General features: G+C 67.3%; 20 protein-coding genes. 10 read left to right on the top strand and 10 right to left on the bottom strand.

Translation table 11 applies throughout. From position 1 onward, the window contains the following. Positions 1-76 precede the first annotated feature (76 nt). On the bottom strand, positions 77-2,131 hold the full coding sequence (locus tag FRZ44_RS11055; protein ID WP_225308650.1) for a CocE/NonD family hydrolase: 2,055 nt from the start codon (positions 2,129-2,131) through the stop codon (positions 77-79). Positions 2,132-2,180: 49 nt separating this feature from the next. Next, positions 2,181-3,056 carry an AEC family transporter gene (locus FRZ44_RS11050; protein ID WP_151177238.1) on the bottom strand — a complete coding sequence of 292 codons (876 nt, stop codon included), beginning with the start codon at positions 3,054-3,056 and terminating at the stop codon, positions 2,181-2,183. A gap of 80 nt (positions 3,057-3,136) precedes the next feature. Here FRZ44_RS11050 and FRZ44_RS11045 point away from each other — a divergent pair, with 80 nt between their 5' ends. The 6 genes from FRZ44_RS11045 (at position 3,137) to FRZ44_RS11020 (ending at position 10,305) form a co-directional block, all read left to right on the top strand. Further along, complete coding sequence (locus FRZ44_RS11045) at positions 3,137-3,337, top strand: hypothetical protein (RefSeq protein ID WP_151177237.1); 201 nt, start codon at positions 3,137-3,139, stop codon at positions 3,335-3,337. A gap of 239 nt (positions 3,338-3,576) precedes the next feature. Next, a complete protein-coding gene (locus FRZ44_RS11040) occupies positions 3,577-5,178 on the top strand; it encodes a 5-guanidino-2-oxopentanoate decarboxylase (RefSeq protein ID WP_151177236.1) in 1,602 nt (533 codons plus the stop codon). 42 nt (positions 5,179-5,220) lie between these two features. Next, positions 5,221-5,973 carry a DUF2927 domain-containing protein gene (locus tag FRZ44_RS11035; RefSeq protein ID WP_151177235.1) on the top strand — a complete coding sequence of 251 codons (753 nt, stop codon included), beginning with the start codon at positions 5,221-5,223 and terminating at the stop codon, positions 5,971-5,973. Then, positions 5,970-6,944 (top strand): patatin-like phospholipase family protein, encoded by a 975-nt coding sequence (locus FRZ44_RS11030; RefSeq protein WP_151177234.1) that lies wholly within the window; start codon positions 5,970-5,972, stop codon positions 6,942-6,944. The genes FRZ44_RS11035 and FRZ44_RS11030 overlap by 4 nt, the downstream gene beginning before the upstream one ends. Before the next feature lie 348 nt (positions 6,945-7,292). After that, positions 7,293-8,921: an amidohydrolase gene (locus tag FRZ44_RS11025; RefSeq protein ID WP_151177233.1), complete on the top strand. Its 1,629-nt coding sequence runs from the start codon at positions 7,293-7,295 to the stop codon at positions 8,919-8,921. A gap of 25 nt (positions 8,922-8,946) precedes the next feature. Further along, positions 8,947-10,305 carry an aspartate aminotransferase family protein gene (locus FRZ44_RS11020; RefSeq protein ID WP_151177232.1) on the top strand — a complete coding sequence of 453 codons (1,359 nt, stop codon included), beginning with the start codon at positions 8,947-8,949 and terminating at the stop codon, positions 10,303-10,305. On the opposite strand, the gene FRZ44_RS11015 is transcribed toward FRZ44_RS11020, so the two are convergent. From FRZ44_RS11015 to FRZ44_RS10980, 8 genes are all read right to left on the bottom strand, one after another. Then, positions 10,302-10,916, bottom strand: coding sequence for a D-glycero-alpha-D-manno-heptose-1,7-bisphosphate 7-phosphatase (locus FRZ44_RS11015; protein WP_151177231.1), 615 nt, complete (start codon positions 10,914-10,916; stop codon positions 10,302-10,304). The two genes, FRZ44_RS11020 and FRZ44_RS11015, sit on opposite strands and share 4 nt — an antisense overlap. Position 10,917: 1 nt before the next feature. Continuing rightward, positions 10,918-11,829, bottom strand: a complete 912-nt coding sequence (locus tag FRZ44_RS11010; RefSeq protein WP_151177230.1) for a lipid A biosynthesis lauroyl acyltransferase — start codon at positions 11,827-11,829, stop codon at positions 10,918-10,920. Continuing rightward, entirely contained in the window at positions 11,826-12,785 is a 960-nt protein-coding gene (gene waaF / locus FRZ44_RS11005) for a lipopolysaccharide heptosyltransferase II (protein ID WP_191908532.1), read from the bottom strand. Before waaF ends, FRZ44_RS11010 begins: the two co-directional genes overlap by 4 nt. A gap of 94 nt (positions 12,786-12,879) precedes the next feature. Continuing rightward, positions 12,880-13,863, bottom strand: coding sequence for an ADP-glyceromanno-heptose 6-epimerase (rfaD, locus tag FRZ44_RS11000; RefSeq protein ID WP_151177228.1), 984 nt, complete (start codon positions 13,861-13,863; stop codon positions 12,880-12,882). Beyond that, the gene (rfaE1, locus tag FRZ44_RS10995) at positions 13,860-15,257 is read right to left on the bottom strand and encodes a D-glycero-beta-D-manno-heptose-7-phosphate kinase (RefSeq protein ID WP_407658091.1); all 1,398 of its coding nucleotides are present in this window, start codon (positions 15,255-15,257) and stop codon (positions 13,860-13,862) included. The genes rfaD and rfaE1 overlap by 4 nt, the downstream gene beginning before the upstream one ends. 89 nt (positions 15,258-15,346) lie before the next feature. Continuing rightward, positions 15,347-15,922 (bottom strand): SIS domain-containing protein, encoded by a 576-nt coding sequence (locus FRZ44_RS10990; protein WP_151177226.1) that lies wholly within the window; start codon positions 15,920-15,922, stop codon positions 15,347-15,349. 135 nt (positions 15,923-16,057) lie between these two features. Then, the gene (locus FRZ44_RS10985) at positions 16,058-16,735 is read right to left on the bottom strand and encodes an SDR family NAD(P)-dependent oxidoreductase (RefSeq protein WP_151177225.1); all 678 of its coding nucleotides are present in this window, start codon (positions 16,733-16,735) and stop codon (positions 16,058-16,060) included. 54 nt (positions 16,736-16,789) lie between these two features. Next, positions 16,790-19,828, bottom strand: coding sequence for a phosphoenolpyruvate carboxylase (locus tag FRZ44_RS10980; RefSeq protein WP_151177224.1), 3,039 nt, complete (start codon positions 19,826-19,828; stop codon positions 16,790-16,792). Positions 19,829-20,044: 216 nt separating this feature from the next. Here FRZ44_RS10980 and FRZ44_RS10975 point away from each other — a divergent pair, with 216 nt between their 5' ends. From FRZ44_RS10975 to cysW, 4 genes are all read left to right on the top strand, one after another. Continuing rightward, positions 20,045-20,515: an RrF2 family transcriptional regulator gene (locus FRZ44_RS10975; protein ID WP_151177223.1), complete on the top strand. Its 471-nt coding sequence runs from the start codon at positions 20,045-20,047 to the stop codon at positions 20,513-20,515. 114 nt (positions 20,516-20,629) lie between these two features. After that, entirely contained in the window at positions 20,630-21,652 is a 1,023-nt protein-coding gene (locus tag FRZ44_RS10970; protein WP_151177222.1) for a sulfate ABC transporter substrate-binding protein, read from the top strand. After that, positions 21,649-22,509 carry a sulfate ABC transporter permease subunit CysT gene (gene cysT / locus FRZ44_RS10965; RefSeq protein ID WP_151177221.1) on the top strand — a complete coding sequence of 287 codons (861 nt, stop codon included), beginning with the start codon at positions 21,649-21,651 and terminating at the stop codon, positions 22,507-22,509. The genes FRZ44_RS10970 and cysT overlap by 4 nt, the downstream gene beginning before the upstream one ends. Further along, positions 22,506-23,381: a sulfate ABC transporter permease subunit CysW gene (gene cysW / locus FRZ44_RS10960; RefSeq protein WP_151177220.1), complete on the top strand. Its 876-nt coding sequence runs from the start codon at positions 22,506-22,508 to the stop codon at positions 23,379-23,381. Before cysT ends, cysW begins: the two co-directional genes overlap by 4 nt. Positions 23,382-23,391: the final 10 nt, after the last annotated feature.

Raw genomic sequence — 23,391 nt, 5'->3', positions numbered from 1 at the left:
CCGGTCGGCGGGCCCGCATCCGATCCCTCGATCGGCAACTATAGTCCCCGCCGGATCGGCGGTCATCCTCCCCGCCTCAGACCAGATCGCGCGGCAGGGTGAAGCTCTCGTTGCGGCAGAAGATCCGCTCCTCGCCCTCATAGGCTTCGAGCTCGGCGCTGACGACGAAATGGGTCGCGGTGAGCTTGAGGCTGGTGGTGGTGCGGGTCTCGATCCGCCAGTCGCCCCGGGTCAGACGGTGGCGATAGCGCGTCAGGCCCTCGGCGCCGGTCGGATCGTCGTGGCGGATGCGGTAGGTCTCGACCGTGTCGTTGTCGACGGTGAGGTCGATGTCGAGCAGCTTGGTGGCGCCGGCATCCTTGACCATGGTCACGACGGTCTCGCCCTTGCCGACGTCGGTATCGACGCGCCGGCGCGTGCTGTCGGGGCGCAGGCCCTCCTCGCGCGGGCCGGGCGCCGCCGCCGGCGGCGCGAACTCGGGCAGTTGCGCGTCGGCCTCGCTGGGTTTGCGCGCCGGCAGATCGAACCGGCATCCGCCACCATGAACGGTCAGCGTGAAGCGCTCCGGCGCCGGCCACATCATCGGCCAATAACCGGTCGAGATCGCCAGGCGCAGGCGATGGCCGGGCAGGAAGGCATGGGCGATATGGTTGAGCGCGATTGTCGCGCGATAGACCTGGCCCGGGACCAGGGCCGCCGGCTCGGCATGGCTGTCGCGATGGGTCAGGTTGAAGAGCGTGAAGCTCACCCGGGCCGAGGCGCCATCCGGCCAGACATCGCACAGCCTGACGCAGATCGTCGCCACCGGCTTGTCGACGCTGAACTCCAGCTCGAGGACGGGCGCGCCCAGGATCTCGAACCGCTCCGGCAGCGGCGCGCTGTCGAAACAGAGCGAGCCCGCGTCGTCGCCACGCTGGTCGGTCGGCAGGTCGCCGCCGCGCCCGCCATAGGAGCACCATTCGAGGCTGCCCGTTCCCACCGTCAGCGGCGATTGGATCGAGAATGTCCTTGCGTCGCCGGGCGTCTCCGATAGTCCGGCACGCGTGAGCAGCCCCGCCTCGGTCAGGTAGAAGGCGCGCGGCGCGGTCTGCCCGGCCGGCCAGCCGGGCTCGGCGACCCAGCGCCCCGCGCGAGCTTCGGCAAAGGCCGCGGGACGGAAACTCTCATTCATCCAGACCCGATAGCGCGGCTCGTTCATCACCCGGGTCTCGATGCCCTTGAGCCAGTGATCCCACCAGCGCAGGCTCTCCTGCAGGAAGCCGATCGCGGGGCCCGGATGGGCGCTGTGCGGCAAGGCATGGCCCCAGGGGCCGATCAGGCCCTTGGCCGGCGCCTGCAGCCCTTCGAGCAGCCGGGGCACGGCATTGCTGTAGCCGTCTTCCCAGCCGCCGATCGCATAGACCGCGCATGTGATGTCGGCATAACTCTCGGCGATCGAGCCCTGGCGCCAATAGCCGTCGCGACGCTGATGCTGCAGCCACTGCCGCAGCCAGAAACGCGCGCGCTGCAACCGGTCGAGCCAGGTCTCGCGCCACCCCTCGCCGACCACCTGCGGATCGGGCGGCTGCGAGAGATAGGCATACATGGCCGACGCCCAGGCGAAATTGTCATGCAGCATCGCGCCGCCCATGTAATGGACGTCGTCGCCATAGCGGTCGTCGGTGGAATCGATGGTGATGATCGCCTTCAGCGCCGGCGGCTGGCGCGCCGCCACCTGGAGCGCGTTGAAGCCGCCCCAGGAGATGCCGGTCATGCCGCAATGGCCGCTGCACCAGCCCTGCTCGGCGACCCAGGCGACGGCCTCCACCAGATCGACCTGCTCCTCGGGCAGGTATTCGTCGTCGAGGATGCCGTCGGAATCGCCGGAGCCGCGAATGTCGATGCGCAGCACGGCATAGCCATGGCTGGCGATATAGGGATGCACCGCCTCGTCGCGCCAGACCGTGCCGTCGCGCTTGCGATAAGGAATACATTCAAGGATCGCCGGGACCGGATGGGCCTCGGCGTCCTCCGGCATCCAGACCCGCGCCGCCAGCCTGGTTCCGTCGCTCAGCGGGATCCAGAGATTGGGAATCTCCCGGACGCGCCGAACGGTCGGGCCTTTGCGAAACTTGGCAGGGATGAACTTCACCGGGCGCAATCTTTGCGAGGAGGGGTCAATCGCCTTGGAACCGGCCCAGCTATAGCACGAACAGGATCAGGAGCGGCAATGTGACGAACGACATCACCGTTGAAACTACAACGATTCCAGCAACTTCTTCCGGCTCGCGGCGATAGAGCTCGGCGAACAGATAGTTAAAGACCGCGACCGGCATGGTCGATTGCAGCACCACCACCCCGAGCGCCGCCCCTTCGAGGCCGAAGGCCCGCGAGACCCCATAGCTGACGAGGAAGCCGCCGCCGAGCCGGACCACCGAAAGGATCGCGGCACGTCCCAGCGAGCGGACATGGAGCTGGGACAGCGAGACGCCGAGCGCGATCAGCATCAGGGGAATGGTGAGGCCGCCCAAGAGGCTCAGGGTGTTGGAGAGCCAGAGCGGGACCGGCCAGTCGGTGAGGACGAATATCAGCGAGAACACGACCGCGTAGATCAGCGGCATCTTGAGGAGCCGGCGCAGGTCGGCGCTGCCCGACGCAATCCCGATGCCGATGGTGAACTGCAGGGTGATCGAGACCACGAAGAACACGATGGCCAGCGCCAGCCCGGTCTGCCCGAAGGCGAACAGCACCAGCGGCAAGCCCATATTGCCGGTGTTGGGGAACATGAGCGACGGCAGGAACGAATGCAGCGGCAGCTTCATCGCCTTGCAGACAATGATCCCCAGCACCGCGAAGCCGGCAAAGACCGAGAAGGCGACCAGCACCATCTGGCCGAGAATCGTGGTGTCGACAGTGAGACCGGTCAGCGTGCTCGCCACCAGGCTCGGCGTGCCGATGGTCGTCACCAGCGCCGTCACCAGCCGCGGCTCGAGCTGGTGGCCCATCCGGCCCCAGACGAATCCCAGCGCCGACACGATCAGGATCGGCAGGATAATGGCGCTGAGAGTCGCCAGCATGAGGTTGCCGTCCCTGGGGCGCGCGCTTTTTTTCTCTTCCCTCCCGACTTCGGGAGGGAAGAGGAAAGAAAGATCTCCACGTGATTCGTCCGCTGCCGCGGCGGTGGCTATTCGATCGACGCGCGCGGGCCTCGGCGGACGCCGTCGGATTCCCGGGATGGGCGCACGCTTCTGCCGGCACGGCCGGGCTCGGGCTCGAGCAGCGCGTGGCCTTCCATGTGGGACAGCCGCTGGCGCTGCGCGGATTCCTGTTCGCGCACTACTTCATCGACGGTCCGTAACGGCTTTGCCAGATAAGGACTTACCAACGCCGTTCCTCCGCGCCCAAAATCGGAGCGCATGGTAGCGAACGATCCCGCCATGGGAAGCTGTGGATAGAATGAATAACCGGGATAAGATGCGGCAGCCCCGGCTTGCCCGCAAGCGGGCACCGGTTCATGCTGCGGCCCGCTGGAATCCTGACTGGAATGTCGAAAATTTGTGCCGCATTTGAGCTAAATCCCCTGTTCAAGGACGAAGAATGACCACGAACATGACCTGCGGCCAGGCCGCCATCGCGCTGCTCGAGCAATATGGCGTCGACACCGTCTTCGGAATCCCGGGCGTCCATACGCTGGATTTCTATCGCGGTCTCGCCGACAGCTCGATTCGTCATGTCGGCGTGCGTCATGAGCAAGGGGCCGGCTTCATGGCGGACGGCTATGCGCGCGCCTCCGGTCGTCCCGGCGTCTGCTGCGTCATCACCGGCCCCGGCGTCACAAATGCGGCCACGCCGATCGGCCAGGCCTTCTCCGATTCCGTGCCGGTGCTGATGCTCTCGAGCGTCAACGGCCGTGACGATCTCGGCCGCGGGCGCGGCCGTCTCCACGAAATCACCGATCAGCAGGCGACCATCGCGCCGCTGGTCTCGGCCAGCCACAGCCTGCGCGCCGCCAGCGAGCTGCCCCTCGCCATGGCCGACGCCTTCGACCGTTTCGCCAGCCAGCGCCCGCGCCCGGTCCATATCGAAGTGCCGCTCGACCTCCTCGCCGCACCGGCCGTGCGCATCGAGACGCCAGGCCCTGCCCGCGCGAAACCGGCCCCCTCCCCCGACGCCGTCCGGGCCGCCGCGAAACTACTGCGCGAGGCCAAACGGCCTGTGATGCTGGTCGGCGGCGGCACGGTCGATTGCGCGGCCTCGGTGCGCCGCCTGGCGGAGCTGACCCGGAGCGCCGTCATCGTCACGGTCGCGGCCAAGGGCGTGCTGCCCGACGATCATCCCCTCTGCGTCGGTGCCACGCTGCTGACCGACGGAACCCAGGCCCTGCTGGCATCGGCCGATGTGGTGCTGGCGGTCGGCACCGAACTGGCCGAGACCGACAGTTGGGTGGATCGGCTCGAGATCAAGGGCAAACTCATCCGCATCGACATCGATGCCCGCACGATGGCGCGCGACTACCCGGCGGCCGTGCCGATTCTGGCCGATGCCGGTCCGTCGCTCGATGCGATCGCGGCCGAGCTCGGCGGCAAGGGTTCGGCCGGCCATGTTCCCGCGGAAGAACTCGCCCGGTTGCGCAAGGAGAACCATGCCGGCCTCGGCAAGCTGCAGCTGAAGCATGGCAAGGTGCTGGATGCCATCCGCGCGGTCCTGCCCGAGGACGGCATGATCGCCTCGGACATGACCCAGATCGCCTATACCGCGAACCATTATTTCCCGATGACCCAGCCGCGCTGCTGGTTCCATCCGGTGGGCTTCGGCACGCTCGGCTATGCGCTGCCCGCCGCCATCGGCGCCAAGCTGGCCCGTCCCGAGAGCGCCTGCGTAGCGATGGCCGGCGATGCGGGGTTTCTCTTTACGGTGCAGGAACTGGCGACCGCCGTGGAGCTCAAGCTGCCGATCGCCATCCTGCTCTGGAACAACGACGCGCTCGGCCAGATCGCCGGCGACATGGTCCATAGGGGCATCCCGGAGATCGCGGTGAAGCCGCGCAATCCGGACTTCCAGATGCTGGGCAAGGCCTTCGGGGCCCATGTGGCGAAGCCCGGCAGCGCCGCCCAGTTGAAGAAGGCCCTGACCGATGCCTTCGCGGCCGACGGTCCGACCCTGATCGAGGTGCATCAGAGCTCGAGCTGGCTCGACTGACAGCCGCCTGCGCAAGGCAGCGCTCGGAAGCCGGGATCGAAGATGGCGGCAATTTCATGGGCGGCCCGCGTGGCCGTCGCTTTGTCGCGTTGCTGCCGGCAGAGCTGGGCCGTTATCCTCCTGGCGCCCCTGCTCGCCGGCGCCGGCGGCGAGCGGGTCGACCGGCTGGTCACGGATTTCGACCTGATCATCTTCAATACCGAGTTCGGCACGCCGATGGACGCGAAGATCCACAAATGGATCACCCCCATCCGCATCTTCCTCGACGCCCGCGCCGGCCCCCTGGATCTCGAGCGCAAGGAATTGGAGGAACATGTCGCGCTGTTGAGACGTTTAACCGGCTTGAAGATCGAGTTCGTTCCCAAGGCCGCCGACGGCAATCTGATGTTCGTGTTCGATACCCAGGATCGATTGATCGGCTCGGTGAACAAATATCTCGCGCAACCGATCGGCGGCTGGAAGGACCTTCACGGTTCGCTCTGTTTCGGCATGTTCGGGGTGCAGGACGCGCTGCAGATCAATTTCGCCGTGATCGGCATCCCCATCGACGAAGTCATGTCGCGGGGAAAATTGAAGGATTGCGTGATCGAGGAAACCACCCAGGTGCTGGGCCTGCCGAACGATTCCGACAAGGTCTTCCCGTCGGTCTTCAACGACCACAGCCCCCAGGTCACCTTGACCGACGATGACGAACTCCTGGTGCGGCTGCTCTACAGCCCCCGCATCGATGTCGGCATGTCGCGGGCCGAGGCTCTCAAGGTCGTGCGCGAGATCCTCGAGGAGGGCGGCCCATGAGTCTGACCGTTGGCGACAGCGTCCCCCTCCCTCACACGCGCCCGCGTATCGGTCTCGCCCTCGGCAGCGGCGCTGCACGCGGCTGGGCGCATATCGGCGTCATCCGCGCGCTCGAGGCCGCGGGCGTCAAGCCGGACGTGATCTGCGGCACCTCGATCGGCGCCCTCGTCGGCGGCGTCCATCTCGCCGGCAAGCTCGATGTCCTCGAGCAATGGGCGCGCGACCTGACGCGCCTGAAGGTGATGAGCTATCTCGACTTCCAGATGGCCCGCGGCGGCCTCATCAGCGGCAATCGCCTGACGGAAAACATCGCACGCCATCTGGGCGACCTGCGGATCGAGGACCTGCCCGCCCCCTTCGCCACCATCGTCACCGACCTGGTCTCCGGTCACGAGGTCTGGATCCGCGACGGCAATCTGGTCGAGGCGCTGCGGATCTCGATCTCGCTGCCCGGGATTTTCGCGCCGGCGCGGCGCGAGGGCCGCTGGCTGGTGGACGGGGCCCTCATCAATCCCGTGCCGGTCTCGGTCTGCCGCGCGCTCGGCGCCCATATCGTCATCGCGGTCAATCTTCATTCCGACCTCATCGGTCGCGCCCGCGCGCCTGGATCCGATCTCACGCGCGAGGGCGGCATCGATCTGCAACTCGACGTCTCCGCCATGGAGGCGGCCACGGGTGGGACCTCGCGCTTCACCAGCATCCTGCAGCGAGTGTTCGGCCGCAGCGGCGATGTGCCCAGCATGTTCGCGGTGATGGTGCAGTCGCTCAACATCATGCTCGACCGCGTGGCCCGCAGCCGGCTCGCCGGCGAGCCGCCCGACGTGCTGGTGCTGCCGCGCCTCGGCCATATCGGACTGCTCGAGTTCGAGCGCGCCGACGAGGCCATCACCGAGGGCATGAACGCGGTCAATCGCGCTCTGCCGGACCTGGCGGATGCGATCGCCGTGTTCCGCGGAAAGCCGCCGCGCTGAGCTGAAGTAAGATTGATGAAGAAGGCGCCATGAACGACCCTTCTTCGGTGCCAACGCGAACCCCAAAAAAGGACCGCCCCGCTCCTGTGAAGGAGCGGGGCGCGCGAGTTGGCGTGTGGGTGCTGCGCTCCGAAAGCCTCTCGCCAGGCCCAGTGGCGAGGGGCTTTCGGCGGCGACGCAGCTGCACCGGAGGGGCGGCCTTGCGGGGGTCCGCGACCGGCGCTGAAGAGACAATGCGCTGATTCGAATTAACCATGGTGTGGCCTTTCTGTGACGCCAACCGCGTGCATTTTCAATCGCTTGTGGTAACTTTGATTGATCGGTCAGGGAAATCAGGGGGATGGAATCATGGCTGGAATGGCTGCGGATCTGATCTTGCAGAACGGCAAGATCGCGACCTTGAACACAACCTCCGCGCAAGCGCAGGCCATGGCGGTGTGGCAAGGCCGCATCCTGGCAATCGGCAGCAATAGCGATGTCGCCGGCCTTGCCGGCCCTGGCACGAAGACGATCGATCTCAAGGGGCGGCGCGTCGTTCCCGGCATCATCGATTCCCACTGCCATCCCGACAGCCACGCCATCTCGCTGCTGCGCTGGACCGATGTCGGCCCCTCCGCCATCAAGTCCGTCGATGAACTGCTGCAGTTCGTCCATAAGCGGACCTCGGAGCTGGCACCCGACAAGCCCCTCCTCGGCTTCTGCTACAACGACAAGAAGCAGGGCGGCTATCCGACGCGCGAGCAGCTCGATGCGGTCTCGAACGGCCGGCCGGTCTGGATCTATCGCACCGATCATCACATCGCGGTGCTGAACACGCCGATGCTGACTGCGATGGGCGTGGGCGACAACACGCACAACCCGCCGCACGGCCAGTACGACCGCGACCCCAAGACCGGCCGCATGACCGGCCTCGCCCGCGAGATGGCGGCCTGGAGCCTCGAAGAGAAGTTCAAGGAGGAGTATTCCGTCGGCGAATACGAGACCGGCCTGCCGCAGGTGTTCGATCTCTATCTGCAGCATGGCGTGACCTCGCTGCATAACTCGCTGACGGCGCGCAAGGCGATCGAGGCCTATCAGCGCCTGCGCGAGGCCGGCAGGCTCAGCATGCGCATCGGCGTCATCCTCGATGGGCGCGACGACGATCTGGTCGCGGCCTACAGCCATGGCCGCGTCCGGACCGGCTTCGGCGACGAATGGATCCGCATCGTCGGCGCCGAATGGTGCCCCGACTGCTCGACCTCGGGCCGCACCGCCGCCTATTACGAGCCCTATGTCGGCACGCCGGTTCCGGGCGAGCCGGTGCCGAACACCGGCATGCTGCTTTACGAAGCCGAGGATCTGATCCCGCGCGTGGTGGCGGCGCATAAGGCGGGCTTGCGCGTCTGCGTCGAGGGCCTCGGCGACCGCGGCATCGATTTTGCGCTGGATGCGATCGAGGCCGCCCTGACGGCTCACCCGAAGAAGGACCATCGCAGCCGCGTCGAGCATTGCTGCTATGTCACGCCGAAAATCCTGGAGCGGATCAAGAAGCTGGGGGTGGTGGATTCCTCGGCCACGGGATTCATGTACAGCCTCGGCGACGCCTATATCGACAATCGCGGCGAGAAGGCGATGCGCTGGATGTTCCCGCATCGCAGCCTGATCGACAAAGGCGTGCCGGCGCCGGGCCATTCCGACGCGCCGATCTGCTCAACCAACCCGTGGGAGATCATCGGCGCCCTCGTGACGCGGCGCACCGACACCGGCCGTCCCTTCGGCCTCGAAGAAGCCATCACATTCGAGGAGGCGCTACGCGCCTATACCACCCTCGGCGCCTGGGTCGGTTTCGAGGAGAACCTCAAGGGCTCGCTCGAGCCCGGCAAGCTCGCCGACTTCGCGATCCTGCGCCAGGATCCCTTCGCGGTGGCGCCGGAGAAGATCAAGGACACGCAGGTCGACATGACCTTCGTCGGCGGCGAGGTGAAGTACCAGGCTTGAGCGCGTTGTCTCGCGGCGCAGCGCCATGACCCCGATCGATCGCAGCCGCCTGGAGCGGCTGACCGCGGCCGAGACCGAGCGCTATGTCTCGGCCCGTCCCAAGGCGCGCGCCCTGTTCGAGCGCGCGCAGAACAGCCTCGTCGGTGGCGTGCCGATGCAATGGATGAGCGAATGGCCCGGCGGCTTCCCGCCGGTCATGACGGAAGCGCAAGGGGCCCGCCTCACCGACATCGACGGCCATCGCTATATCGATTTCTGCCTCGGCGATACCGGCGCCATGTTCGGCCATTCGCCGCCGGCGGTGGCTGCGGTCGTGGCGCGCCAGGCCGCCAAGGGCCTGACGGCAATGCTGCCCTCGGAGAATGCCGTGATCGTGGCCGAGCTCCTCGCTGAGCGCTTCGGCCTGCCCTTCTGGCAGATGGCGCTCTCGGCCACCGACGCCAACCGCTTCGTGCTCCGCCTCGCGCGCGAGATCACCGGCCGGCCGAAGATCCTCGTCTTCAACGGCTGCTATCACGGCACCGTCGACGAGACCATCGTCAGCCTGGAGGATGGAATCCCCCGATCGCGGCGTGGCAATGTCGGGCCGGCCTTCGATCCGACCGCCGACAGCCGCGTCGTCGAGTTCAACGATCTGGCGGCGCTCGAGGCGGCGCTGAAGGACCGCCAGGTCGCCTGCGTCCTCACCGAACCGGCCCTGACCAACCTGACCGGCGTCGTCCTGCCCGATCCGGGCTATCACCCGGCCCTGCGCGACCTCACCCGCAAGGCCGGAACGCTGCTCGTCATCGACGAGACGCACACCATCTCGACGGGCCCCGGCGGCTACACCAGGGCCTTCGGTCTCGAGCCCGATATCTTCGTTCTGGGCAAACCGATCGCGGGAGGAATTCCGGCGGCGGCCTTCGGCATGACGCGCGAGGTCGGCGCAAAGGTGCGCGACCGGCTCTATGGTCCGGGAACCTCGGTCGCCGGCATCGGGGGCACGCTGACCGCGAACGCCCTGGCGCTGGCCGCCATGCGCGCGACCTTGACCGAGGTCGCAACCGACAGCGCCTATGCTCATATGACAAAACTGGGCGAACGCCTCGCCGCAGGCATCCGCGCGGTCATAAGCCGCCACGACCTGCCCTGGTACGTGACTCAACTCGGAGCCCGGGTCGAATATCGCTTCCAGCCGACACCGCCCCGCACCGGCACGGAAGCCCGCGCCGGCGCCGACGGCGCGGTCGACCGCTTCTTCCATCTCTGGTGCCTGAACCGCGGCGTGATGGTCACGCCGATGCACAACATGCTGCTCGCCTGCCCCGCCACCAGCGAGGCCGACGTCATCCGACATGACGAGGTATTCGGCGAGGCCGTCGCGGCGCTGCTGGGGTCTTAGCAGCTTCCCTTAAGCCACGGCCCCAGCGCCGCGATCGTGTCGATCGAGCGGAGCGCGAAGCCGTTGCCGCCGCAGGCCATGGCGCCGGCGCGCTCGGCCCGGCCCTCGCCGGTGCCGACATGGAAGCCGCCCGCGAGCTTGGCGGCACGGCCGGCCTTGAGGTCGCTGGCCTTGTCGCCCACCACCCAGGACTTGGCCGGATCGGCGCCGAGCGCCTGAAGCGCCGCCAGGATCATGCCCGGCTCGGGCTTGCGCCAGGCGTGGGTGGGATAATGCGGGCAGGCCGCCACCAGCTCGATGGTCTGGGCGGCATCGCCGAGCGCCGCCAGCATCGCGGCCTGGACCGCGGCGAACTCGTTCCAGCCATACATCCCGCGCCCGATGCCGGACTGGTTGGTCACCAGCGCCACATGCCACCCCTTGGCGCGCGCCACCACCAGCGCCTCGCGGGCCCCTGGGATCAGCCGTACCTTGCGCGGATCGGCGAGATAGCCTTCGTCCTCGATGAGGACGCCGTCGCGATCGAGAAACAGGCCGGCGCTCTCCCGCGCCGCGGCGACCGAGCTGCGACGCTCGAACCAGCAGCCTTCGGCGTTGAGCGGATGGCCCATCCTAGAGGTTCCGCCAGCGCCGATGGAGCCATAGCCATTGCTCCGGCCGCTCGCGCACCCAGCTTTCGATGATCGCTGTCACCTTGGTCATGATCGCCTCGACATCGGCAGCGGTATCGTCCGTGATCGGGATCTCGATCGGCGGGGTCAACGTCGCCCGGAACCGCGCCCCGCCCAGCCGTTCGACTCGCGCGCCATGCAACGGACATTGATAGCGCCGGGCCAGCTTCGCAAGCAACGAGGATGCGCGCACCGGGTTCCCGAAGAAGGGGACCATGGTCCCAAGACGCGAATTCTGATCGACCAGCATGCCGAGATGCCCGCCCTTCTCGATCACCTCGACGGCCCCGATCGCGCTATGGACGCCGGTCGAGAGCATCTCGCCCATGGCGTTGCGGCGGATATGCTCGACGAACTCCGCGGCGATCGGATTATGGGGCGGCTTGTAGAGCACGGTGAGCGGCAACCCGTGACGCGCCGCGGCCACTGGCAGGAGCTCCCAATTGCCCAGATGAGCGGCAAAGATCAGCGCCGGCTTGCCGTCGTCGCGCAGCGCCAGGAACTGATCGAGGCCAACGATCTCCACCCGCCCCTGTCGTCCTGGCGCGGGATCGTAGTCCCAGATCCGCTTCAGATGCGGATATTCGAGCGCGTAGCGGCCGAGATTGTCCCAGACGCCGCGCAGGATGCGCTCGATCTCCGCGTCGCTCTTTTCCGGGAAGGCGCGCTTCAGGTTGCGGCGGCCGATCCGGCTGACCGGCAGCCAGGGCCCCAGGGTGCGCGTGACCCAGCCGCCCAGCGCCGACGCCCAATCGACCGGCAGCGCGCGGACCGGCAGCCACAGCAGCAGGATCGCCGCCCCCTCGAGCAGATGCAGCAGGCGCTTGGCCGGCCGATGGCGGCGCCGGCTCATGCGCGGCGCTCCTGTGCCGACAGCGCGTCGATGGCCTGCTGCGGCGTCAGCTCCGCGAGAGACCGATGGCCCACCGCCGCCGCCACCTGCGCGAGGCCGGTGTCGTTCGACGCCACGGCGTCGGCGAGCGCGATCAGGGCCACCGCCTCGCCCAAGCGGGTACGGCCGGCGAAGTCGAGGCAGATGCCGCGCGACGCTGCCTGGACCGCCGCCGTGGCCTCGCGATCCCCGGCCGAACCCAGCAGCCAGACCGATCCGCCGGCGGCGTGATGATGCCTGGCGATCGCCGCGAAATGGGCCGTGGGCCAGCGCGCCGGCGATGTCTCCTTTGCACCCGGCAGCAGGAGCAGCAATCGACCGGCCGGGCGTTCGAGCCCGAGGCGCTCCAAGGCCCGGTCGATCGCGTCGTCCGAGACCCGCAAGGCCGGCGCCGGCGCATCGAAGGGCGGCGTCGCGTTCTCTGGCAGCGCCAGCGCCAGGAAGCGATCGATCCGGCGACGCAGGCGGCCCCGGTCGAGCCAGCGCGCCTCGGTCAGGAGCAAGGCGCGGCCCTCGCGCGCATAGCCCACCCGCTTCGGAATGCCGGCCAGGAACGGCACCAGAGCGGACTTGACCGAGTTCGGCAGCAGGAGGGCGAGATCGTAACGCTCCCCGCGCAGCCGACGCGACAGGCGCCAGCGGGTGACAAGCGCCAGGTCGCCCGGGGCGTAGGGCGCCGGCAGGACCGTGCGGAGCTCCGGCATGAACGCTGCGAGCTCCGCCGTGTGCGGCGGCGCCAGCATGTCTATGGCGGCCTTGGGATAGAGCCGACGCAGCAGCCGCGTCAACGGCTCGGCCAGGACCATGTCGCCGACCGTCACGGGTGCCACGATCAGAATTCTTTCGGGATCGGCGACAGGTCTGGCGGTCGCGGCCTTGGCACGCCCGATCCGGGGGCTCGGCGAGGGCGCGGTCATGACGGACAGGAGTCTCGCGGCAGGATCGGCAACCCTGCAACCCGCGGCTCTCCGTCCAAGCGGTTGCCCTCGGGACGGCGCGCCGCCCCTGCTCTCACCGGTAGCGATCCCCGGCCGAGAGATAACGGCTGACATAGTCGGCGATGCCGGCTTCCAGCGAGATGAAGGGCCGGTCATAGCCCGCGGCCCGCAGCCGCGTCAGGTCGGCGGCGGTCTCGTACTGATAGAGCGGCCGCAGGGTCTGCGGCATCTCGATGAACTCGATGCGAGGCTCGTGGCCGGCCGCAGCGAAAAGCGCGTTGGTCAGATCGATGAAGCTGCGGGGGCTGCCGGTGCCCACATTGTAGATGCCGCTCGCAGTACTGGCGCTGCAGAGCCACAGCAGCAGCTCGACGCAATCGCGCACAGTGACGAAGTCGCGCTTCTGCGCGCCATGAGCATAACCCTCGCGATAGGAGCGGAACAGCTCGATGGCGAGGCCGTTGGCGACGCGCGGATAGTTGCGAGCAATCACGCTCTGCATCGGCCCCTTATGATATTCGTTGGGGCCATAGACGTTGAAGAATTTGAGGCCGTACCAGCGTGGTGGCGTCGGGCGGCCGCTGCCCGCCTGAGCCGCGACCCAGCGATCGAACAGATGCTTGCTCCAGCCAAAGAGATTGAGCGGCCGCAGCTTCGCCAGCGCCTCGGGCTCCCACCTGTCGGAAAACCCGGCCGCGCCGTCGCCGTAGGTCGCGGCCGACGAGGCGTAGATCAGCGGGCGTTCGGCCCGGCTGCACCAATCCCACAGGCTGCGCGACACGCTGTAATTGTTGGCGACCACCAGATCGGCATCGGTCGCCGCGGTGTCGCTGACAGCGCCCAGATGAACCACCATCTCCACCAGATGGCGGTTGCGATCGAGCCAGCCGAGGCATTGGTCCGGCGCGATCAGATCGACGATCTCGTGCTTGGCGAGATTGCGCCATTTGTCGGTGGCGCCGAGATGGTCGCAGACGGCCGCGGGCGTGCCCCGCTCCGACAGAGCCGCGACCAGATTGGAACCGATGAAACCGGCGCCTCCCGTCACGAGAATCATTGATTGCGACCGAGCCGTTGGATCGTGGCAGTCGTGCTGTGGCCGGCCACCAGATCGATCAGCAGCACCTTGCCGCCATAGGCCTGCACCACATCGCCGCCGACCACCTGGTCCAGGCGATAATCGGCGCCTTTGACCAGCAGGTCCGGGCGCAGCGCCTCGATCAGCTTGAGCGGCGTGTCCTCCTCGAAGATCACCACCATGTCGACGCTGGCGAGCGCGGCCAGCACGGTCGCGCGCATCTGCTCGTCCTGCACCGGGCGATCGGCGCCCTTGAGCCGGCGCACGGAAGCGTCGCTGTTGAGGCCGACGATCAGGCGGTCGCAGGCGGCGCGCGACTTGGCGAGCAAGGTGACATGGCCCGGATGGATCAGATCGAAACAGCCATTGGTGAAACCCACGCGCGCGCCGGTCGCCCGCCAATGTTCCACCTGCCCCAGCGCCTGGGGCAGGGTCATGATCTTGGCGTTGCTGGAGATGCCGATGGCGCGCGCATGGAGCGCGCCGGTGACGTCGGCAGGATGGACCAGCGCCGTCCCGACCTTGCCCACCACGATGCCGCCGCAGAGATTGGCGAAGCGCGCGGCGATATCCATCTCGAGCCCCGCCGCCAGAGCGAGGCCAAGGCTGGCGATCACCGTGTCGCCGGCACCCGAGACATCGAACACCTCGCGGGCGTCTGCCGGCAGATGCAACGGCGCCCGACCTTTTCGCATCAGGGTCATGCCCTGCTCGCCGCGCGTGATCAGCAGCGACGGGATGCCGGTCTGCTCCACCAGGTGGGTTCCGGTCATCACCGCCTCCGCCTCGTTGCCGCAGGCGATCCCGGCCGCCACGGCGGCCTCGTGGCGATTGGGTGTCAGCAGATCGACGCCGTGATAGCGGCGGAAGTCGCGTGACTTCGGATCGGCGATCACGATCTTGCCGGCGGCCTTGGCCGCCGCCGCGACCCCGGCGATGACCCGGTCGGTGACCACGCCCTTGGCATAATCGGACAGAATGACGAGATGGACGCGGCTCAGCACCGACTGCACCGCCGCGATCAGTGCCTGCTCCATCGGCCGGTTGGCTGGCGTCGATTTCTCGTGATCGACGCGCAGCAATTGCTGGCGCCCGGCGACGAACCGGGTCTTGGTGGTGGTGGGCCGCGCCGCATCCTCGATGAGATGCGCCTCGATGCCGGGATCGGTTCGCAGCGCCGAGCTCAGGGCCGCGCCATCCTCGTCGAGCCCGACCAAGCCGATCAGAATGGCCTGGCCGCCCAGGGCCGCGATGTTGCGCGCCACATTGGCGGCACCGCCGGCCATGCTGCGCTCGCCCTCGGCGCGCAGGACCGCGACGGGCGCTTCCGGCGACATGCGCTCGACCGAGCCGTCGACATAGCGGTCGAGCATGACATCGCCGACGACGAGAATGCGCAGCTGCTGGAAACGGGTGAGATCGAGCCGGTCCAGCAGAGGATCGTGATGCAGGCCGCTTTCGGTCATACCAGCCCCAGATCCTGCTCCAGCGCCGCGCAGAGCATCTGCCCCAGCGTGATGTGCATTTCCTGAATTCGCGCCGTGACGGTCGAGGGCACCGCGAGGATGTGATCGCAATAGTCCGCCAGCTTGTGCGGGCCGGCACCGGTCAGCACAGCGGTCGCGATCCCCATGCCGCGCGCCATGGTGAAGGCCGCGAGCACGTTCGGGCTGCGGCCCGAGGTCGAGATGCCGAAGGCCAGATCGCCTTTGCGCCCCAGGGCCTCGAGCTGCCGGGCGAAGACCTTCTCGAAACCGAGGTCGTTGCCGCCCGCGGTCAGGGCCGAGCTGTCAGTCGTGAGCGCGATCGCCGCGATCGGCTTGCGGTCGCGCGAATAGCGGACGGTGAGCTCGGTCGCGAGATGCTGGGCATCCCCGGCGCTGCCGCCATTGCCGAAGAAGAGGATCTTGCCGCCGCCCTGGATGGTCGAGAGCCAGGCCTTGCGCATCGCGGCGAAGGGCGCCGCCAATCCGCCGCGGACGGCTTGCGCCACCGCCAGATGTTCCGCCAGTTCAGAGTCGAAGAGATCGCCGGCCATCGCCCCGTTCCCGGTCGCCGTCGCCCCCTGGACTCGATGTCCCAATCCCCGGCGAACGGCCCTGGGCCGACCCTACCCTCGGACCCCAGCGGCGGCAAGCGCAGGCGCGCTAACCGCCTCGCCTTCAAGCCCTTTTTAGAAGCGCTCGACCCAGGGGCGAAGCTCCACCTCCCAGGTCCAGGCGCTGCGCGGCTGGCGATGGACATGGAGATAGGTATCGGCGATGGCGTCCGGATCGAGTCGCGACTCGCCATCCGGGTCCTTCCCGATGCTGCCATCGATGACGAAATGGGCGACATGAATGTTCTTCGGCGCCAATTCGCGCGCCATGCTCTGCGCCAGCCCCCGCAGCGCGAACTTGCCCATCGCGAAGGGCGCCGACTGGGCGTAGCCCTTCACGCTGGCCGAAGCGCCGGTGAAGAGAATGGTGCCATGCCCCTGCTTCAGCATGCGCCGCGCGGCGGCCTGTGCCACGAGAAAGCCGCCATAGGCGGTGACCATGATCGTCTGCTCGACCTCGACCGGATCCAGCTCGACAAAGGGGCCTCGGGTGCGCCGGCTCGGATTGTAGACGACCAGATCGACCCCGCCCAATTCCTGATCGACCGCGTTGAACAGGGCGGCGACATCCTCGGGCCGGCCGGCGTCGCATTGATAGGCCCGCGCGCCGGTTTCCTTGACCAGGCCGCCGAGCTTGCCGACATCCCGCGCCGCCAGCGCCACCTCGACGCCGTCATGCCGCAGACGCCGCGCCAGGGAGGCACTCAAGCCGGCGCCGACGCCGACGATCAAAGCACGCTCGGTCTTCGCCATGACGGTCTCCACTCGATGATTGCTACCGGTAGGGTATCTGGGGTGGCGAGCGGATTATCCAACCGCGCCGATAATGTGGGTAATGGCGCTGCCGGTCCGGCGCACCAGCTCGTAGAGATGGCCCATCGGCTCGAAGATCCGCCGATGCTCCGCCTCGTAGGACTGCGCCTCCTCGCTGCGATAGCTCGCCGGCTCGCCGAAGGCGGTGAGGTCGAACTGCTCCTCCACCACCGGGAAGATCCGGCGCAGGACGGCCACGGCGGAATCGATCTCGAGATGCAGGATCTTCGCCATCAGCTGGTCCGGCGTGATCCCATGCCGGTCGGTGAAGGCCGGGATATGCGTCGAGAGCAGGAAGATGCGTTGCATCAGCGCGATCCGGATCGCATGCAGCAGATGGAGATCGCGCCGCATCGCGGCCGGCAGCAGCGGCTCGGCCGCGACGCCCTCCGGTCCCAGCCCCGCCGCCACGTCCAGATAGTCCGCCTGCAGCACGCGGAAGATGCGCGTCAGCTTCTCATGGCTGCCCAATCGCTCCAGATGATCGGACACCTGCCGCAGCTCGTCGCTATGTCCGACGCTCGAATGATGCGCCGCCTGCATCAGCCAGAGGCCCGGATCGAGCAGATCGATATAACCCTTCAGCAGGTCCGGATGGCTGAAGACGAAGGCCCAGCGCACCATCGCCATCAGGTTGCGGAAACGCGGGCTTTCGCGATAGAGCCGCTGGAAATGCTCGGGGTCCTTGCGGATCGCCTGCCCCACGCCGCCCAGCGTGTTCGCCATCAATCCCAGCTGCTGCAGGATGCTGTTATGGGGGATGGCCCGCATCTGGGTCGGGTGAACCAGGTCCGGCCGCTGCGCGGATCCTTCGGTCTCCCGGCGCATGGCGCGCGATCCCGCCGGATAGAGCAGGCTCGGGCCGAAGCTGTCGAGCAGGGCCGCGTAGTTGCGGTCGCCCATCACGCGCTCGTTGAACTGGCGCACCGCGATGAAGAACTCGGTCACATAGTCATAGTCGGCGTAGAACGGATCGGTGCTCTTCTCCTCGAGCGCTTCGAGCGCGAACTCGACCATGCGCGCGACCGCGGCGAGCGAGGCCGCCGGCGTCATGAAATAGAGCCAGCCATCGCCGCCCTGATAACTCGTCTCCTGCTTGACGCGGATGCCCTTGGCGGCGAAGCGGCGCCGACTCTCGGGCGAGGCCACATAGGCGAAGCGCTGGGCGAAGCCGTCATAATGGCAACCGCGGCCGACCGACTCCCCGTGGGTGTCGAAGATGACCAGCTCGATATCGGTGAAGCCGCGCTCGGCCAGCAGGTCGGCGAGGCGCGAGCGCAGCAGCTCGACCGTGGCGGCGGTCACGGTCTGGCCCAGATTGCGGCCGGCGTCGGAGAAACCGGTCTGGATGCAGAGGCGCCCGCGCTTGCGCAAGTAAGCGGCGTAATGGGGATTGGCGAGAGCGTCGTCGAGGATGCGCGGCGCCCGCTCGAAGGCCTTGATGGTCTCGAACAAGGGCGAAATGTCGATCCGATCCTCGACCCCGAACATCCGCGCGTAATGGAGGGCGGTCAGCAGCGTGAAGGAGGTCTCGCATTCGGCGATCAGGAAGCGGATCGGCGTGGTCGCATCGATATATTTGAGGAACTGGGCCACCAGCATAAAGAGCCGCTTGGCCGAGGTGCGCTCCGCCATGAGCGAGCCGAAATTGATGCTGGCCGGCTTGACCTGGCTCAGCAGCGCATTGATCGCCGTATGGAAGCTGCGCCGGCGGCTGGGATCGTCGGGGGCGCCTTCCATCCCGATCTCGCGACGGATCGCGTTATGAAGCTGGGTGGCGTTGAGGCGGACATGGATATGAGCGAGCCCCAGCCCGTGGTTCAACACTTCGGCCAGCAGCACCGCAATCGCGGGGCGCGCGGGCTCGGGCGCCGTGACCAGAGCCTGCTCGAGCCCGGCCGCGATCTCGGCCGCGCTGGTCAGACGGGTCTTGCGGCCTTCATGCATGGTCTTGGCCAGTGCCGCCAGCCGGTCGCGCGCGCCCTTCGCGTCGCCCGACGCCGTCTCGAAGATCTCGATCTCGCGATCCATCTCGTCGGCGGCGACGGCCAGGCGCTTCGCGAGGGTCGAAAAGGAAGCACGGGTCGGGCCGTCCACCAGCGGCCCGATCTCGGTCAGCCGATCGCGGTAATAACGCACCTGCATCGCCGCCAGCTTGAGCCGCTTGTAGAAGCTGTCGTTCCACGGGATGTCGGCGCGCCCGTCGAGATCGAACCCGACCCAGCTCGCCACCGTCAGCAGCCGCGGCCGCAATTCCATCCAGCGATTGGGATAGAGCTCGCCCGCGACGGCGAAGGCCGCCTCGTAGAGCTGCGACAGGGCGGCGCGGATATTCTCCAGCACCTCGAGCGAAAGATTATGCTCGGCCTTGAGGTCGATGCCGGGCTCCGGACGATGCTCCGCCTCGATCACGCGGCGCGCCAACCGCTGGCGTTCGGCCGGATTCAATGTCTCGCCGGTCGCGTCGGCATCGAGCGCCAGGGCCGCCAGCGCCCGCTCGATCCGGAAGGCGAGCCCGAAGGTCGGATGGGCCGTGATGACGATGCCATAGACCTCGCGCTCCACGGTCGCGCGAAACTGTTCGAAGGGAACCGGCTTGCCCGCACGGTCGACGCCCAGGCGCCGGATCGAGGCCTCGATCGCCGCCCGGTTGCTCGCCGGCTCGCCGTCGCCCACATAGCGGGCGAGCCGCCGTGCGCGCTCGGCGAACGCATGCAGCGTCAGGCGTTGCAGCAACTGTTCGATCAGGGCCGGCGACAGATCGAGATCGAGCCGCCGCAGCAGGTCGAAGGCCAGGAGCTGCACCGGGTTGCCGTAGGGATCGCGCTCCGTCTGGCGCTCGAACTCTTCCAGCGCAGCGCCGAGCTCGGCATGCAGGCGCGCAAGATCCGCGGCTGGCGCCGGGGCGAAGCGCGTGACCGCAGGTGTCAGAAGCGGGCTCGTGGCGCCGTCCAGCAAAGCGGACAGGACCTCCGAGGAGGCCTCGAGATCAGGCCGTTCGGCGGGATCGATGGACTTCTGGCGCTCCAGCAACTCTCGGCCCCTTCCCTCGAATGCCGCCAGCGGGATCCCGCCCGGCCCTTGAGATGATGATCCTACGCCGCCCCGATGGCGGTTCATCAACGACCGCGAGTTGCAGCCGCGCGACGCCGTTTCCTGCCCCCTTGGTCCGGTCTCCGGGCCATGGGCGACAAAAAGGCCGTCCTTCCATCTTGACATACCCTATCTAATGAGTAGTGTTATGTGATCATGCTGTCCCATCGAGCGAAATATGCCCTGCGGGCGCTTCAATACCTGGCCCAGCAGGAGCCTGGCGAAGCCATCCTGATTTCCGAGATCGCGGAACGTCAGGCGGTGCCGAAGAAGTTCCTGGAGATCATCCTGGTCGAGCTGAAGCGCGCCTCGCTGGTGCGGAGCTTCCGCGGCCGCAATGGCGGCTATGCGCTGGCCAAGCCGGCCGATGCGATTTTCCTCGGCAACATCGTTCGTTTGATGGACGGACCGCTGGCCGCCCTGCCCTGCGCCAGCCTGACCGCCTATCGGCGTTGCGACGATTGCCATGACGAGGCGAGCTGCCAGATCCGCCGCGTGTTCCGGAAAGTTCGCGACGCGACGGCCGCCATCCTCGATCGCACCACCCTCGCCGACATCGTGCGGGGCTCTGCGAATCCGCGTTCCACCAAAGCCGCGGCCCTGCTCGATCTCGGGGCCGATATCTGATCGCTTGAAAAACGGCGGCAATGAGCCGCCCTTTTTTTGCTCCTTAACACTACCAAAAGGATCGGGATAACCGACCAAGCCCGGACGCCGCAGACGAAACATGGAGGAAGGACTATGACCAGTCGACGATCGATCCTGTCTCTTGCGTTCGCCGCGGCGGCGGTCGCCAGCCTCGCCGGCGTGAGCAGCCCCGCCCATGCCGACACCAGGCTTCTCAACGTCTCCTACGATCCGACCCGCGAGCTCTACAAGGCCTACAACGACCTCTTCGCCAAATACTGGAAGGCGCAGACCGGCGAGGAGGTGACCATCGACACCTCCAATGGCGGTTCGGGCAAGCAGGCCCGCGCGGTCATCGACGGGCTCGAGGCCGATGTCGTGACACTGGCGCTCGCCTATGACATCGACGCCATCGCCGACAAGGCCGGGCTGCTCGACAAGAACTGGCAATCGCGCCTGGACCACAACAGCTCGCCCTACACCTCGACGATCGTGTTCCTGGTCCGCAAGGGCAACCCCAACGGGATCAAGGACTGGAACGACCTGGTCAAGGGCGACGTCCAGGTGATCACGCCCAACCCGAAGACCTCGGGCGGCGCCCGCTGGAACTATCTGGCGGCCTGGGCCTATGCCTTGAAGCAGCCGGGCGGCAGCGACGAGACGGCCAAAGCCTTCGTGGCCGAGCTCTTCAAGCATGTGCCGGTGCTCGATACCGGTGCACGCGGCGCCACCACCACCTTCGTGCAGCGCGGCATTGGCGACGTCCTCCTCGCCTGGGAGAACGAGGCCTTCCTGGCGCTGAAGGAGCTGGGCCCGGATCAGTTCGAGATCGTCGTCCCCAGCCTCAGCATCAAGGCCGAGCCGCCGGTGGCCGTGGTCGACAAGGTCGTCGACAAACACGGAACCCGGAAGGTGGCCGAGGCTTATGTGAAGTATCTCTATTCGGCGGAAGCGCAGGAGCTGGCGGCCGAGAACTACTACCGTCCGACCGATCCGACCGTCGCGGCCAAGCACAAGGCCGACTTCCCCGACATCCCGCTCGTCACCATCGACGAGTTCGGCGGCTGGGCCAAAGCCCAGGCGACGCATTTCGCCGATGGCGGCGTATTCGATCAGATCTACGCCCAAACGCAATGAAGCCAGCCAGCTCCTTTCTCGGGGTGCAATGGCGTCAGCCGAGCGTGTTACCGGGTTTCGGTCTCACGCTCGGCTTCACCATTTTCTACCTCAGCATCATCGTCCTGATTCCGCTGGCCGCCCTCCTGTTGCGGCCGGCGGAACTCGGCTGGTCGGGATTCTGGAGTACCGTCACAGCGCCCCGCGTGCTGGCCGCCCTGCGGCTCAGCTTCGGGGCCGCCCTCATCGGCGCCGTCATCAACGGCATCTTCGGCCTCATCACAGCCTGGGTGCTGGTTCGCTACCGATTTCCGTTCCGGCCGCTGGTCGATGCGCTGATCGACCTGCCCTTCGCACTGCCCACCGCCGTGGCCGGTATCGCTCTCACCACGCTCTATGCGCCCAACGGCTGGATCGGCGGCCTGCTGGGCCCGCTCGGTATCAAGGTCGCCTTCACGCCGCTGGGCGTCGCGTTGGCCCTCACCTTCATCGGCCTGCCCTTCGTGGTGCGGACGGTGCAGCCGGTGCTCCAGGATCTGGAGCGCGAGATCGAGGAAGCCTCGGCCAGCCTGGGCGCTGGGCGCATCAAGACCTTCCGCTACGTGATCCTGCCGACGATCGCGCCGGCGCTCCTGACCGGCTTCGCGCTGGCCTTCGCGCGCGCCGTCGGCGAGTACGGCTCGGTGATCTTCATTGCCGGCAATATGCCGATGAGATCCGAAATCGCGCCGCTGCTGATCGTCATCAAGCTCGAGCAATATGACTATGCGGGCGCCGCCGCGATCGCCGTGGTCATGCTCGCGGTCTCCTTTCTGATGCTGCTGGTGCTGAACCTGCTGCAGCGCTGGGCCCGCCGTCATGAGGAGGCCCGCTCGTGAACGCCGCCAAGCCGCAAACGCCGCTGCGCCGCCGCCGCGATCCCACCACCGAACCCATCTGGGTGCGCTGGCTGCTGATCCTCGTGGCCGTGGGATACCTCCTGGCCATGCTGGTACTGCCGACCGCCTCGGTCTTCATCGGCGCGTTTGCCAAGGGCATCGCGGCCTATCTTTCCGCGATCAGCGACAAGGACGCGTTGGCCGCTGTCCGGCTGACGCTTCTGGTGGCGGCAATCTCGGTGCCGCTCAATGTGGTGTTCGGTCTCGCCGCCGCCTGGGCCATCGCCAAGTTCGAGTTCCGTGGCAAGAGCCTGCTGATCACGCTCATCGACCTGCCCTTCTCGGTCTCGCCGGTCATCTCCGGCCTGATCTATGTGCTGCTCTACAGCGTCCATGGCTGGTTCGGGCCGACGCTCGAGGCGCTCGGCGTCAAGGTGATGTTCTCGGCGACGGGCATCGTGCTCGCCACCATCTTCGTGACCTTCCCCTTCGTCGCTCGCGAGCTCATCCCCCTGATGCAGGAACAAGGCACCGACGAGGAACAGGCGGCGATCTCGCTCGGCGCCAACGGCATTCAGACCTTCTTCCGGGTGACCCTGCCCAACGTCACCTGGGGCCTGCTCTATGGCGTGTTGCTCTGCAATGCGCGCGCCATGGGCGAATTCGGCGCGGTCTCGGTGGTCTCGGGCCATATTCGCGGCCTGACCAACACCATGCCGCTCCATATCGAGCTTCTTTACAATGAGTACGATTTCGTCGGCGCGTTCGCCGTGGCCTCGCTCCTGGCCATGCTGGCGCTCGTCACGCTGGCGCTCAAATCCTTGCTCGAATGGCGCTACGCCGACCGGCTTGCCGGCGGCGCGCGCCACTGATTTCAGACGG

The organism is Hypericibacter terrae (assembly GCF_008728855.1).
In the GTDB taxonomy this organism is placed as follows: domain Bacteria; phylum Pseudomonadota; class Alphaproteobacteria; order Dongiales; family Dongiaceae; genus Hypericibacter; species Hypericibacter terrae.
This window is presented reverse-complemented; position numbering and strand designations above follow the sequence as displayed.